This is a genomic window from Streptomyces sp. NPDC091289 (assembly GCF_044757365.1).
Lineage (GTDB): Bacteria > Actinomycetota > Actinomycetes > Streptomycetales > Streptomycetaceae > Streptomyces.
The window spans coordinates 130332-143694 of the sequence record NZ_JBIVUT010000010.1 but is presented as its reverse complement, the minus strand read 5'-3'; the positions used below and the strand labels follow the sequence as shown (position 1 = coordinate 143694).

Annotated in this window: 10 protein-coding genes, 1 tRNA gene and 1 pseudogene; 5 read left to right on the top strand and 7 right to left on the bottom strand. The window is 71.1% G+C overall.

The features are described 5' to 3' along the window. Positions 1 to 123: 123 nt before the first annotated feature. Entirely contained in the window at positions 124 to 1791 is a 1668-nt protein-coding gene (locus tag ACIQPT_RS15395) for an FAD-dependent oxidoreductase (RefSeq protein ID WP_401156167.1), read from the bottom strand. Between the two features lie 9 nt (positions 1792 to 1800). Continuing rightward, complete coding sequence (locus tag ACIQPT_RS15390; RefSeq protein ID WP_401156165.1) at positions 1801 to 2715, bottom strand: diiron oxygenase; 915 nt, start codon at positions 2713 to 2715, stop codon at positions 1801 to 1803. Between the two features lie 341 nt (positions 2716 to 3056). On the opposite strand from ACIQPT_RS15390, the gene ACIQPT_RS15385 reads away from it, so the two are divergent. Together ACIQPT_RS15385 and ACIQPT_RS15380 are read left to right on the top strand one after the other, a co-directional pair. After that, positions 3057 to 3797 carry an FHA domain-containing protein gene (locus ACIQPT_RS15385; protein WP_401156163.1) on the top strand — a complete coding sequence of 247 codons (741 nt, stop codon included), beginning with the start codon at positions 3057 to 3059 and terminating at the stop codon, positions 3795 to 3797. Beyond that, a pseudogene (locus ACIQPT_RS15380) lies at positions 3794 to 4666 on the top strand (protein kinase); the annotation flags it as partial. The gene ACIQPT_RS15385 and the pseudogene ACIQPT_RS15380, both read left to right, overlap by 4 nt. A gap of 229 nt (positions 4667 to 4895) precedes the next feature. On the opposite strand, the gene ACIQPT_RS15375 reads toward ACIQPT_RS15380, so the two are convergent. Together ACIQPT_RS15375 and ACIQPT_RS15370 are read right to left on the bottom strand one after the other, a co-directional pair. Beyond that, entirely contained in the window at positions 4896 to 5936 is a 1041-nt protein-coding gene (locus tag ACIQPT_RS15375) for a MarR family transcriptional regulator (protein ID WP_401156162.1), read from the bottom strand. A gap of 140 nt (positions 5937 to 6076) precedes the next feature. Further along, a tRNA-Thr gene (locus ACIQPT_RS15370) sits at positions 6077 to 6150 on the bottom strand. Between the two features lie 178 nt (positions 6151 to 6328). On the opposite strand from ACIQPT_RS15370, the gene ACIQPT_RS15365 reads away from it, so the two are divergent. The 3 genes from ACIQPT_RS15365 (at position 6329) to ACIQPT_RS15355 (ending at position 8905) form a co-directional block, all read left to right on the top strand. Continuing rightward, entirely contained in the window at positions 6329 to 7465 is a 1137-nt protein-coding gene (locus ACIQPT_RS15365; protein WP_401156160.1) for an ABC transporter ATP-binding protein, read from the top strand. Between the two features lie 246 nt (positions 7466 to 7711). Beyond that, positions 7712 to 8125 carry a hypothetical protein gene (locus tag ACIQPT_RS15360; RefSeq protein ID WP_215106499.1) on the top strand — a complete coding sequence of 138 codons (414 nt, stop codon included), beginning with the start codon at positions 7712 to 7714 and terminating at the stop codon, positions 8123 to 8125. A 63-nt stretch (positions 8126 to 8188) separates the two neighbouring features. After that, positions 8189 to 8905, top strand: coding sequence for an NDP-sugar synthase (locus ACIQPT_RS15355; RefSeq protein ID WP_401156158.1), 717 nt, complete (start codon positions 8189 to 8191; stop codon positions 8903 to 8905). Between the two features lie 89 nt (positions 8906 to 8994). On the opposite strand, the gene ACIQPT_RS15350 is transcribed toward ACIQPT_RS15355, so the two are convergent. From ACIQPT_RS15350 to cysS, 3 genes are all read right to left on the bottom strand, one after another. Further along, positions 8995 to 10638 (bottom strand): DoxX family membrane protein, encoded by a 1644-nt coding sequence (locus tag ACIQPT_RS15350; protein ID WP_401156156.1) that lies wholly within the window; start codon positions 10636 to 10638, stop codon positions 8995 to 8997. Between the two features lie 209 nt (positions 10639 to 10847). Then, positions 10848 to 11804: a 23S rRNA (guanosine(2251)-2'-O)-methyltransferase RlmB gene (gene rlmB, locus ACIQPT_RS15345; protein ID WP_401156154.1), complete on the bottom strand. Its 957-nt coding sequence runs from the start codon at positions 11802 to 11804 to the stop codon at positions 10848 to 10850. 100 nt (positions 11805 to 11904) lie between these two features. Beyond that, positions 11905 to 13305, bottom strand: coding sequence for a cysteine--tRNA ligase (gene cysS, locus ACIQPT_RS15340; RefSeq protein ID WP_401156152.1), 1401 nt, complete (start codon positions 13303 to 13305; stop codon positions 11905 to 11907). Positions 13306 to 13363: the final 58 nt, after the last annotated feature.

Here is a 13363-nt window from a genome sequence, read left to right as displayed (position 1 = left end):
GCCGCACCCCGGGCCGCACTTCGTACGGTGGTGACGAGCACAGCCGCCGCAACAACGCGTCAGCGGGGCAGCATGGCAACAGGACAGCGAAGCCGCGGGCAGACGAAGCCGCGGGCAGGCGATTCAGCGGGGCAACCGCAGCAGCCGCCCCGACCTCGCCGTCGCCACCAGCTCCTCGACGGTGGCGAGCTTCACCCGGGGCCGCCCGTCGCGCCGCCCCCGGTCCCGTTCGGCACGGTCGATCGCGGCCAGGCCCCGGGCGTCCACGACCCGGCGGTTACGCTGCCGGGCCACCCGCCGGAACGCCTTGGCGTCGCCCGTCGGCGCGGGCAGCGCCCCGGCGACCGCGTCGGCCAGGAGCGTGCCGACCGTCTCGGCCGCGCAGGTGCGGTTGGCGCCGATCCCGCCGGAGGGCCCCCGCTTGATCCAGCCGACCACATAGCTGCCGGCCCGCCCGGCGACCCGGCCGCCCTCGTGCGGGACGGTGCCCGCGGTCTCGTCGAACGGCAGCCCGGGGACGGGCAGCCCCCGGTAGCCGATGGCCCGCAGCAGCAGCCCGGTGCCGAGGTCGGCCGTACGCGCGCCGCCGCCGTCCGTGACCCGTACGGCGCGCACCCCCTCGTCGTCCAGGACCTCCACCGGCTCGGAGTGGAAACGGAGCACGATGCGCCGGCCGCCGCCCGCGGGGGACGCGGCGTCCGTCCGGGCCCGGGGCAGCCCCCGCAGCAGCCCGGCCCGGTCGCCCGCCCCGGCCGCGTCGATCGCCGCCCCCGTACGCGCGTCGTGGTCGTCCACGACCAGTTCCACGCCCGGCAGATGCTTCAGCGCGAGGAGTTCGGAGCGGGTGTACGCGGCGTCCTCGGGACCCCGCCGCCCCAGTACCACCACCTCCCGGACCCGGCTCGCCCGCAGGGCCTCCAGCGCGTGGGCGGCGATGTCGGTGCCCGCGAGCGCCTCCGGGTCGGCGACCAGGATCCGGGCCACATCGAGGGCGACGTTGCCGTTGCCCACCACGACGACCCGCTCGGCGGACAGGTCGACGCCCTGCGCGACGGCCTCCGGATGGGCGTTGTACCAGGCGACGAACGAGGTCGCGGAGACACAGCCCGGGCCGTCCTCGCCGGGGATGCCGAGCCGCTTGTCCGTGGAAGCCCCGACCGCGTAGATCACCGCGTCATGGTGGGCGGCCAGCTCCTCCGCTGTGACGTCCCGGCCCACCTCGATGCCCAGGTGCATCCGGACCCGGGGATGGGAGTGGAAGCGGGAGAAGGTGTCGCCGACCTTCTTCGTCGCGGGATGGTCGGGGGCCACCCCGTACCGGACGAGCCCGCCGGCCACCGGCAGCCGGTCGATCAGCGTCACCTCGGCGGCGGTGTGCAGCAGAAGATCCTGCGCCGCGTACATCCCGGCCGGCCCGGTGCCGACGACGGCCACCCGCAGCGGCCCGAAATCGGACGGCAGGCTGCGCCCGAAGACCGGCTCGCCCCAGACGTGGAAGTTGGGCCCGTCGACCCCGTCCCCGGCGGAAGGGGACGCATCCCCCTCGTAATAGGCGGCGTTGATCTCCGCGTACTCCCGCTGCCCGGCGACGAGTTCGTCCACCGGGAAGATCGCGTCCACCGGGCAGGCGTCCGCGCAGGCACCGCAGTCGATGCACGCCCGGGGATCGATGTGAAGCATCTCCGTGGAGCCGAAAGCCCGCTCCTCCGGCGTCGGATGGATGCAGTTGACCGGGCACACGGCCACACAGGTGGCGTCGTTGCAGCAGGTCTGGGTGATGGCGTAGGTCATGGCCCCGGCTCAGATCAGGTTCGCGCGCTTGTAGAACGCGAGGGCGGGCTTGGTGAGGAGGCGGGCGGAGGCCAGGAAGTCCATCAGCCCCGAACAGCTGGACCGCATCATCGACTTGTGGTGCTCGTTGCCCTTGGCGGCGGCCAGCGCCCGCTTCCGGTCCAGCCCGGCCTTCCGGTAGACCTCCGGGTTCACCATGCTGGTCACGATGAAGTACGAGGCGACGGCGACGACGAACGCGTTGAGCTGCCGCCGCGCCCACCCGGCGCCCGCCAGGCGCTTGAGGGTCTCGTCCCGGGCGAACTTCATGTGCCGGGACTCCTCCACCACATGGATGTTGTTGATGGTGCGGACGAACGGCACGACCCGCTCGTCGCGCATCCAGTCCCGCTGCATCACATCGAGGACTTCCTCGGCCACCAGGATCGCCGCGTACGCCGCCTCACCGAAGGCGAGCGTCTTGAAGGCCCTGCCCAGCTCCATCACCGCACGGCGGGGACGGTAGTGGGGCGCGCCGAGCTTCTGCGCGCCGCGCGCGAACATGATCGAGTGGCGGCACTCCTCGGCTATCTCAGTGAGCGCCCACTGGAACTCCGCGCCCGCCGGGTTCTTCATGTAGATGTCGCGCAGCACCATCTGCTGAAGGATCATCTCGAACCAGATCCCGGTACTGGCGACCGAGGCCGCCTCCTGCCGGGTGAGTTCCTTGCGCTGGGCCTCGGTCAACTCGCCCCAGTACGCGGTCCCGTAGAGGCTGCACCACTCCGGGCTCGCGCCGTGGAACTCCTTGTCCAGCGGTGTCTCCCAGTCCACCTCGGTGGCCGGGTCGTACGCCAACTGCGCGGCCGAGTCGAGCAGCCGCCGCGCGACGTCGTCGCCCTCGGGACTCTCCTGGACCTTCGACGGAACGGTGCTGCCGGCCATGCTGCGGCTCCTTGGGTCGAGTGCGGTGATCCTTGATCGTGGCGATGTGTGCGTACAGGTGCGTACAGATACGTGCAGGTGCGTACGGCATGGTGACGCGCGTACGGCGACCGCCCTGTCGCCCGGGCACCGGCCGGGCGCCCCACCCGCTTGTTAGACGCAAGGTATAACAAGGAGCCCGGGCCGCCTACCCCCCGGTAGAAATCGGCCCGGAAGAACACCGCGGAGAAGGACACACCGACGACGAGCACACCCTTTGCGCCCGACGCCAACCTCGCTTACTCTCCCCCGTGTTGGACCGGGGGAGGGTGGCCCTCATGGCTTGACGAGGGGACAAGTCCATGTACAGCGTCATCGTCGTACCTCCGGCATGCGCGCACCCGGACAGCCAGATCAACATCGCCTCCGGCGAAAGCCTGACCTTCGGCCGGCAGCACACACCCGACGGCCTCACCATCGCCCACGAAGGCGTCCCCCGCATCGCCGGGGAAATCTCCGCACAGCGCGACTTCTGGCTCCTGACCAACCGCAGCACCGACCAGACCTACGTCGTGGAGAACCCGGAAGGCGCGGGCGAACACATCAAAGTCGCCCCCGGCCGCGTCGACGCACCCGTGGCCTTCGAATTCTCCCGCGTCGTCCTGCCCGCGGCAGGCGACCTGCTGACCTTCGACGTCTGGGCACCACGCCAGATCTTCGCCAGCACCGAAGCCCGCGAACTCCCGGGCTCCACAACCGCACCCGCCTTCACCCTCGACCGGACCAAGCGCTACTTCGCCGTCCTGGCCGCCCTGTGCGAACCCCGTCTGCGCGGCGAACCCCACGCCCCCACCCCCGCCGTCGACCAACTCGTCCAGCGACTGCGCCCCTCATGGCCGACGGTCAACCGCTCCTCCGTCTACTGGAACATCGACTACCTGGCCCTGAAACTCCGCGTACGCCCCGGCCCGGAAGCAGCCGAACCCGGCCGCCGCGCCAACGGCAAGAAGGACGCGCTGGCCTCCCTCGCCCTACGGTTCGACCTCGTACGCGAGGACGACCTCATCGTCCTGACCTCGCACGCGTACGAGGGATGCGGATGAGGACCGGCCGGCACACCGTCACCGTCCCGAAGGGCTACCGCATCGGGCCGTGGGAAGTCCACGAACCCCTCGCCTCCGGCTCCTTCACCACCGTCTACGAGGCACACCGCGCCCACGGCACAGACATGCCCCGAACCGCCGCCCTGAAATTCTGGCCGACCCGCGCCTGCACCCGCACCTCCCACCGACCGGACCCCCTGCACAGCCACATCGAACGAGAGGTCCAACTCCTCCGCCGTCTGCGGTCACCACGCCTGATCCGCATGTACGACACCCTCGTCGTCGACGACCCCCGGCACCCGGAACTCGACGGCGCCACCGTCCTCGTCCTCGAACGCGCCGACTCCTGCCTGGACACCGCCCCACCGCCGGCCGACCCCGGCGAAGTCCTGGCACAGATCGGCGAAGGCCTGGCCCAGCTCCACGACGCGGGCTGGATACACGGAGACCTCAAACCGGCCAACATCCTGGTCATGGCGGACGGTTCCATCCGGCTGGCCGACTTCAACACAGCCGCCGAACTCGAAGGCACCCACGCCTACGCGCCCCCCTTCACCAGCCGCGACTACACCCCACCCGAACAACTGTGGCCGGAAATGGACGAACGGGGCACACCCGTCCAGCCATCGGTCGACGTATGGGCCTTCGGTGTCCTCGCCCACGTCGTCCTCACCGGCGCCTTCCCCCTCCCCGGCAGCACCACGAGCGCCCGCTGCGACGCGGCGACCCGATACGCCCGGAGAACACAGCCACTCCGGCTGTCCACCGCACTGCCGCACACCTGGCAGGAGATCATCCGCGACTGCCTGGCACCCACACCCGCCGACCGCCCCGACACCCCCACACTGCTCCGCCGCGTACAGCACGCCCACCCCCACGCGCCCACCCACTGACCTGCGCTTTTGCGCTCAGCCGCAACAGCGTGGCCGGGCAGGGCCACACCGGGCGACAGTGGGGACGGCGGAGAGCCCGGGCATCACACCCCGCGCTCCCCCACCCATCCGGCCGCCACCGTTCTTCGCCCTCGCCACAACGGACCGGGGGCACCACCCGAAGAACGGTGGCGCGACCAGATCCGTCAGATCAGCTCAGATCAGCTCAGATCGACTCAGTTCGACGCACCCCGCCCGGAGCCTCGGCACCCGCCTCACTCCGGGCGGCACGCAGAACAGACGCACCGGTGGGAGTGAGCGTATGCAGAACAGCGGGCCCGTTGCGGGCGGTCGCAATGAGCCCCGCATCACGCAGCACCGTGGCATGCCGACTGGCGGCGGACGCCGAAACCCCGGCCGCGCGGGCGATCTCACCCGTGGTGGCACCACCGGCCGCCGCCCGCAGAGCGATCGCCCGGACCCGCCCGAGCAGATTGGCCAGAGACCGCTCGGGATCCTCGTCGCGCAGGGGCCGGGCCGCGGGCTCGTGCAGCAGCGAGTACCAGAGCACCGGCGGCAACCCCGGATCGGCGAACGCGACCGGCTCGCCCCAGTTGAAGAACGAGGGGACGAGGGTGAGCCCACGCCCGTTCAGATACAGGTCCCGGTCCTTCGTCTGCCGGGGATACGCGACTTCCAGGACGGGCGCACGCCAGCGCAGCATGGGCCCGAGTCCGGCGAGCATGCCCTCGACCCCACCATGCAACAGCCCCCGCCCCCGCACCGCCCGCTCGGCCTCGATCCGAGCCTGGATGCGCTCCTGGTGCGGGACGACGGCGGTCGCGTAATAGGCGCGCAGTATCCCGACGAACTCCTGACGCGCTGCGCGCTCGGCCAGCCTCCCGGCCCACTGCGGCGCCCCGATGAGCCGGTCGAAGTGGGCGATCTCCCCCTCGACCCGCCGCGCGGGCGTGGCCAGGATCGTCTCCAGACCCGCTTCCAGCCCGTCCACCCCGGTGGACGGCGTGAGAAAGTCCGGGAAGTACGCGGCCCTGGGGTACATGGGCAGCAGCACGCTCCGCAGGGCCCGCTCCAGACCCTTCTCCCGCAGATCCCGCCGCGCCGTGCGGTACCACCCGGCGTGGGCCCAGCGCCCGTGGCTGGACTGCAGGCGGTGCATGCTCGCGGCGATCTCGAACAGGGGGTCGGGGGCGGGGGCGAGTCGGGTCCTGGCCAGATCCGCGTCGTCGAAGTGGATGCGGAGCATGTGGTTCCCCCCATGAGTTCGGCTCGTTGCGAGCCTAGGGAAACGCGATAAGGGTCCGGTAAACGAGAAATAAACGGGCATGCGCCACCCGGAAACGGAAGAAGCCCAGGTCGGAGGGGATCCGACCTGGGCTTCACGCGAGCCCCCTGTCGGATTCGAACCGACGACCTACGCATTACAAGTGCGTTGCTCTGGCCAGCTGAGCTAAGGAGGCGTAACGGGAGCAGTCTAACCAACCTCGCGCCCCGCCCGTCCGCGGTTTACGTGTGCCTCGGACTACTGACAGATCAGGAAACGCCAGGTAGCGTCACGGCAGGTTCGCGTCTGTGGACCAGACCACTCCCTACTCGGATCGTCCGGCACGTTCCTGCCGGTTGAGGAGAAGATTCAGCATGGCCAGTGTCACGTTCGACAAGGCGTCCCGTGTCTACCCCGGCTCCACGAAGCCGGCTGTGGACGAGCTCGAGATCGACATCGCGGACGGTGAGTTCCTCGTCCTCGTCGGTCCCTCCGGTTGTGGCAAGTCGACCTCCCTGCGCATGCTCGCGGGTCTCGAGGACGTCAACGGCGGTGCGATCCGCATCGGTGACCGCGACGTCACGCACCTGCCGCCGAAGGACCGGGACATCGCCATGGTGTTCCAGAACTACGCGCTCTACCCGCACATGTCCGTCGCGGACAACATGGGCTTCGCGCTGAAGATCGCCGGTATCAACAAGACCGAGATCCGGGCGAAGGTCGAAGAGGCCGCCAAGATGCTGGACCTCACCGACTACCTGGACCGCAAGCCGAAGGCGCTCTCCGGTGGTCAGCGTCAGCGTGTGGCGATGGGCCGGGCCATCGTGCGTGAGCCGCAGGTCTTCCTCATGGACGAGCCGCTGTCGAACCTCGACGCCAAGCTCCGTGTCTCCACCCGTACGCAGATCGCCTCGCTGCAGCGCCGCCTCGGCATCACCACCGTGTACGTCACCCACGACCAGGTCGAGGCCCTCACCATGGGCGACCGGGTCGCGGTGCTGAAGGACGGGCTGCTCCAGCAGGTCGACTCGCCGCGCAACATGTACGACCGCCCCGCGAACCTCTTCGTCGCCGGCTTCATCGGCTCCCCCGCGATGAACCTCGTCGAGGTCCCGATCACCGACGGTGGCGTGAAGTTCGGGAACAGCGTCGTCCCGGTCTCCCGCGAGGCGCTCTCCGCCGCCGCGGACCGCGGTGACACCACCGTCACGGTCGGCATCCGCCCGGAGCACTTCGACATCGTCGAGCACGGTGGCGCCGCCGCGAAGTCGCTGACCAAGGACGCCTCGGACGAGCCGGCCGGTCTCGCCGTCTCCGTCAACGTCGTCGAGGAGCTCGGCGCCGACGGCTTCGTCTACGGCGGCGCGCAGGTCGCCGGTGAGCACAAGGACCTGGTCGTCCGTGTCGGCGGCCGTGCCGTTCCGGAGAAGGGCACGGAGCTGCACGTCGTCCCGCGCCCGGACGAGCTGCACGTCTTCGCGACCTCCACCGGTGAGCGTCTCACCAACTAGCGTCTCGCCCACTGACGCGCTCCTGCCGTACGCACGGTCCCGGATCCCCGGCAACACACGGGGGTGCGGGGCCGTTTGCGTGGTCCCGGCGGGTTTGGGTTTCGGCGCCGGGTGGGGTCAAATACCCCGGCACACAGGGCATTTCACCCTGGTTCGTCAACCTCGTATTCGAAAGGACGCGTCGAACCATCCCTCGCGAGGGTGACGAATTGTCGCCAAGTCATCACTGGCCGCTACGCTCGCTGCGTGACCCACACCGCGCGCCGCATCGGCCGATCCCTCGCTCTCGTCCTGCCCGTCGTCATGGTTCTGTCCGGGACCCTCGCGGTCACCAGCGTCCAGTGGGCGGAGTCGGACAACGACTCGCAGCTGCTGGCCGCTTCCTCGGAGACCGTGTCCAAGCCCGCGAAGCCGCACGCCCCGCAGGACGTCCTGCGGGAGAAGCTGCTCGTGGAGCTGCAGGAGAAGGACCCGGGCACCGCGCTCACGGGCCTCCAGCGCGCCGTCGAGCAGCGTCCGTCGCTCGCCCGCCACTGCATGTCGATCGCGAAGGCCCTCGGCAAGGCGGCCGTCGAGCAGTACGGCCCGACCCGTGCGCACCGCTTCTCGCGGCCCGTCTGCGACACCTCGTTCGCCTCGGGCGTCGCCCAGTTCAGCTGAGCCCGGGAGGCGGCCGCGCGGAGCGCCGCCGTCCCTCGGCGGGTACCGCATATCGTGCCTGCCATGCATACGTATCCGACGCAGGCCGTGATCCTTGCCGGTGGCCAGGGGTCGCGGCTGCGGCCGTACACCGATGACCGCCCCAAGCCGATGGTCGAGATCCCCGGGACCGGGACTCCGATCATCGGCCATCAGCTGTCCTGGCTGGCCGCCGAGGGGGTCACCGACGCCGTGGTGTCCTGCGGGCATCTCGCCGAGGTGCTCCAGGAGTGGCTGGAGGCGGCCGTTCTGCCGCTGCGGGTCACCACGGTCGTGGAGACCGAGCCGCTGGGGCGCGGTGGCGGGCTGAAGTACGCGGCCGGGCGGCTGCCCGATCCGGAGCAGCCCTGGTACGCGACGAACGGCGACATCTGGACGCGTTTCTCCCTGCGGGAGATGGCCGCCTTCCACGCGGAGCGCGACGCGACCGCCACTCTCGCGCTCGCCCGTCCCCGGATCCCGTGGGGTGCCGTGGAGACGGACGCGTTCGGGCACATCACCGACTTCATCGAGTCGCCGCCGTCGCCGTATCTGATCAACGCCGGGGTGTACGTGTTCTCGCCCGCGTTCACGAAGCTGCTGCCGGACCGGGGTGACCATGAGCGGACGACGTTCCCGCGGTTGGCGCGCGAGCGCCGGCTGGCGGGGTATCCGCTGCCGAACGGGGCGTACTGGCGGGCCATCGACACGGCGAAGGACCTGACGGAGGCGGCCCGCGAGCTGGGTTCCCACACCTCCTGACGGGGGCCGGCACACACGCACGAGAAGGGCGGCGCCCACCCGGTTTTCCTCCGGGTGGGCGCCGCCCTTCGTGGTGTCTGTCGTACGGGTCAGCCGAGGAGGCCGCCGATCGGGTTCCGGCCGCCGCCGCCGGAGGTCGAGCCTTCGCCGCCGGAGGAGGTCGAGCCGCCGGTGGGCTCCGGTTCGCCGCCGCCGCCGGAGGAGGCGTCTCCGCCGGTGGAGCCGGAGGAGGTGGGTCCGGCGCTGGTGGCGGCCGGGGGCTGCTGCGGGGTGGACTGCTGCGGTGGCTCCTGGCCCGTGCCCTGTGTCTCGCTGGGCTGGGTGCCCGAACCGGTGGTCTGGCCGCCGGTGTCGCGGGTCGCGCCCGGGGTGGCCTGGCCGGGGGCGGGTTCGGTGGCCGCGCCGGAGCGGGTGGGGTCCGGCTGTCGCTGCTGCTCCGGCGTACGGGAGGCCTGGCGCTCGCCGGTGGACTCCTGGGGGAGCGGCATGCCGGGGAGGCGGTTGGTGGGGTTGTCGTTGCGGCCGGGGACGGTGACGACGTCGGTGGAGCGGACGGCGCCGCCGAGGATGGAGCCGACGAGCAGGGTGAGGCCGACGACGACCGTGGCGACGACGGTGCCCCGCCGCAGGACCCGGCGGCGCAGGTCCCAGATCTCGGAGCGCGGGCCGAGCTTGCGCCAGGCTTCGCCGGCGAGTCGGCCGTCCACGGAGTAGACGGGGGCGCCCGCGATGATCAGCGGGCTCCAGGCGGCCAGCAGGATGATGTCGGGGGCGTCGTACACGGCGACGGTGCGCCAGCTGACCGTCACCAGCAGCGCGGCGGAGAGGAGCGCGCCGAAGGTGGCGGCGACCCGCTGCCAGAGGCCGAGGACGGTGAGCACGCCGACGACGACCTGGAGGAAGGCGACGGTGAGTCCGGCGCCGACGGGGTGGGCGAGCGCGAAGTCGCGCAGCGGTTCGGCGAGCGCCCACGGCTGCAGGGAGGTCAGCCACTTGACCATCGAGCCGCGCTCGCCGCCGTCGAAGTAGACGGGGTCGCACAGCTTGCCCATGCCGGCGTAGATGGCGATGAAGCCGAGGAGGACCCGCATGGGGAGCAGGACGACGCCCAGGTTCATCCGGTGGCCGGGGTAGTAGGCGTGCCGGACGGGGTCGCCCGCGCCGCGTCGGGCGCGGGTGTCGGCGGCTTCGTCGTAGTCGTCGTCGATGCCGTCGGGGCCGCCGGGCCGGCCGGGGTCGTCGGATCCGTCGACCGGGTCGTCGTACGCGCCGACGGCCTGCCGCATGGGCGGCAGGAGCGGGCCGGTGCGTCCTGGCTGGTGGGGGGCGGTCAGTACGGGGGTGGGCTGGGTCTCCTCCAGGAGCGGGATGACCTGTGTCGCGCCCGCTTCGTGCCCGTGCCCGTCCGGGGAGGCCCCGCCGAGTCCTGCGTCGAGGTGTCCTGCGGTGGAGTTGCGTACGGCCTGGAGGAGGCCTGTCGCGCCGGGGTCGCCGGGGGCGGACTTGCCGCTCCAGACGACCGGTGCCCGCCTGCGGCCTCCGCCGGCGCCGCTCATGGCGGGGATGCGGGCCGTTTCCGCGGGGGCACCGCGCAGCCGTGCGCGCTGGCCCGGGGCGAGCTGCACCCGGAAGCTGGCGTGGTTGACGATGACCTGCGCGGGGTCGCTGTCCACCTTGGTCATGCTCAGGGCGGGTTGCTCGTCGAACCGAGGCGTTCTGGTGTCCACACTCATCTAACCGAGTGATGTGTGTTTAGGACACTGCCTTGACCGCACGGGATGTGTCCGAGACCCGTCAAGATCAGGCCAAACTCGGGCATCCTGGAACTGTGTTCGGCGTTCGCGTGTCAACACGTCGGCCGGGCGGGCCGGGTGGGGCGAGCCGGGTGCCGGGCGCGGGGCCGCCGCGCGAACGCCGCGGCCCCGTCGGTCCGGCGCGCCGGTTATGCCCGGCGGCGCGCCACCTCGTACATCACGATGCCCGCCGCGACACCGGCGTTGAGCGACTCCGCGCCGCCGGGCATCGAGATCCGCACCCGGTAGTCGCAGGTCTCGCCGACGAGCCGGCCGAGGCCCTTGCCCTCGCTGCCGATGACGATGACGACGGGACCGGCCAACTGCTCCAGGTCCTCCACCGTGTGCTCGCCGTCGGCGGCCAGGCCGACGACCGTGAGGCCCGCCTTCTGGTAGCCCTCCAGCGCGCGGGTGAGGTTGGTGACCCGGGAGACGGGCGTGCGGGCCGCCGTGCCGGCGGAGGACTTCCAGGCACCGGCGGTCATGCCGGCCGCGCGGCGCTCGGGGACGACGACGCCGTGGCCGCCGAACGCGGAGACCGAGCGGACGATCGCGCCGAGGTTGCGCGGGTCGGTCACGCCGTCGAGGGCGACGATCAGCGGGTCCTCGTTGTTGTCGTACGCGGCGGCGGTGAGGTCCTCCGGGTGCGCGTACTCGTACGGCGGGACCTGGAGGACGAGGCCCTGGTGGTTCAGGCCGTTCGTCATCCGGTCCAGCTCGGGGCGCGGGGCCTCCATCAGGTTGATGTTGCCGCGCTCGCTCGCGAGCTTGAGGGCGTCGCGGACGCGCTCGTCGTTGTCGATGTACTGCTGGACGTAGAGGGTGACGGCGGGCACGCCGTCGCGCAGGGCCTCGTAGACCGGGTTGCGGCCGACGACCATCTCCGAGGTGCCCTTCACGCCGCCGCGCCGGGGGGCGGGGCGGCGGGCCGCGGCCTGCTTGGCCTGGGCGTTGGCGACCCGGTTCTTCTTGTGTCCCTTGCGGGCGGAGGCGGGCGGCGTCGGTCCCTTGCCTTCGAGACCACGGCGTCGCTGGCCACCGCTGCCGACCTGCATGCCCTTCTTGTTGGACGTGCGGCGGTTCCTGCGTTGGCTGTTCCCGGCCATGATCTCTACCTGTTTCGTTGCTTTCAGACGTACGTACGTATAAGGAAAGTGTGCCGCCCGGATCGCCGGGCGGCACAATCTCACTGCTCGGAGCGGGTGCTCAGCGCGGTCCCAGCGTCCACCGGGGGCCGGTGGGGCTGTCCTCGATGACGAGGCCGGACTGGTTGAGCTGGTCGCGGATGGCGTCGGCGGCGGCCCAGTCCTTGCGGGCGCGGGCCGACTGCCGCTGGTCGAGGACGAGGCGGACGAGGGTGTCGACGACGCCGTGCAGGTCCTCGCCCCGGTCACCCTCGCCCGCCCACTGCGGGTCGAGCGGGTCCAGGCCGAGGACGCCGAGCATGGCCCGGACCTCGGCGAGGCGGGCGGCGGCGGCTTCCTTGTCGTCGGCGGCGAGCGCGCTGTTGCCCTGGCGGACGGTGGTGTGGATGATCGCCAGCGCCTGCGGTACGCCGAGGTCCTCGTCCATCGCCTCGGCGAAGGCGGGCGGCACCTCGGCGGCGGGGGGAACGATCTCCCCGGCCTTCTCGGTGACGCGCTGGACGAAGCCCTCGATCCGCGCGAACGCGGACTCGGCCTCGCGCAGGGCCTCCTCGCTGTACTCGATCATCGACCGGTAGTGCGGGGTGCCCAGGTAGTAGCGCAGGACGATCGGGCGCCAGTGCTTGACCATCTCGCTGACGAGGACGGAGTTGCCGAGCGACTTCGACATCTTCTCGCCGGACATGGTGACCCAGCCGTTGTGCACCCAGTACTTGGCGAACTCGTCGCCGTACGCCTTGGCCTGGGCGATCTCGTTCTCGTGGTGCGGGAAGATCAGGTCGATGCCGCCGCCGTGGATGTCGAACGCGGAGCCCAGGTACTTGTGGGCCATCGCGGAGCACTCCAGGTGCCAGCCGGGCCGGCCGCGGCCCCAGGGCGTCTCCCAGCTGGGCTCGCCCGGTTTCGCGGCCTTCCACATGGCGAAGTCGCGCTGGTCGCGCTTGCCGGTCTCGCCGTCGCCGGAGGGCTGGCGCAGATCGTCCAGCTCCTGGTTGGAGAGCTCCAGGTAGCTGGGCAGGGAGCGCACGTCGAAGTAGACGTTGCCGTCGGCCTCGTACGCGTGACCGCGCTCGATCAGGCCGCGCATCATCTCGATCATCTCGGGGATGTGGCCGGTGGCGCGGGGCTCGTAGGTGGGCGGCAGGCAGCCGAGCACGTCGTAGCCGTCGTTGAACGCGCGCTCGTTCTCGTAGCCGATCGACCACCAGGGGCGGCCCTGTTCGGCGGACTTCGCGATGATCTTGTCGTCGATGTCGGTGACGTTCCGGATGAACGTGACGTCGTAGCCGCGGTACGTGAACCAGCGGCGCATGATGTCGAAGTTCAGGCCCGAGCGGATGTGGCCGATATGCGGTGCTGCCTGGACAGTGGCGCCACAGAGGTAGATCGAGACACAGCCCGCGGTGAGCGGGACGAAGTCACGGATCTGCCGGGCGTTGGTGTCGTGCAGGCGAAGAGTCACGTCTCAAGGGTAGTAGGCCCGCACCAGTGCCCCGCGACCCTTGGGGATCGCGGGGACA

Bases quoted from the DNA above. Each gene is read 5' to 3' on its own strand.
- rlmB (WP_401156154.1), bottom strand. From the start codon at position 11,804: ATGGCCGGGAACAGCCAACGCAGGAACCGCCGCACGTCCAACAAGAAG.
- ACIQPT_RS15390 (WP_401156165.1), bottom strand. From the start codon at position 2,715: ATGGCCGGCAGCACCGTTCCGTCGAAGGTCCAGGAGAGTCCCGAGGGC.
- ACIQPT_RS15355 (WP_401156158.1), top strand. From the start codon at position 8,189: ATGCATACGTATCCGACGCAGGCCGTGATCCTTGCCGGTGGCCAGGGG.
- ACIQPT_RS15385 (WP_401156163.1), top strand. From the start codon at position 3,057: ATGTACAGCGTCATCGTCGTACCTCCGGCATGCGCGCACCCGGACAGC.
- ACIQPT_RS15365 (WP_401156160.1), top strand. From the start codon at position 6,329: ATGGCCAGTGTCACGTTCGACAAGGCGTCCCGTGTCTACCCCGGCTCC.
- ACIQPT_RS15375 (WP_401156162.1), bottom strand. From the start codon at position 5,936: ATGCTCCGCATCCACTTCGACGACGCGGATCTGGCCAGGACCCGACTC.
- ACIQPT_RS15395 (WP_401156167.1), bottom strand. From the start codon at position 1,791: ATGACCTACGCCATCACCCAGACCTGCTGCAACGACGCCACCTGTGTG.
- ACIQPT_RS15350 (WP_401156156.1), bottom strand. From the start codon at position 10,638: ATGAGTGTGGACACCAGAACGCCTCGGTTCGACGAGCAACCCGCCCTG.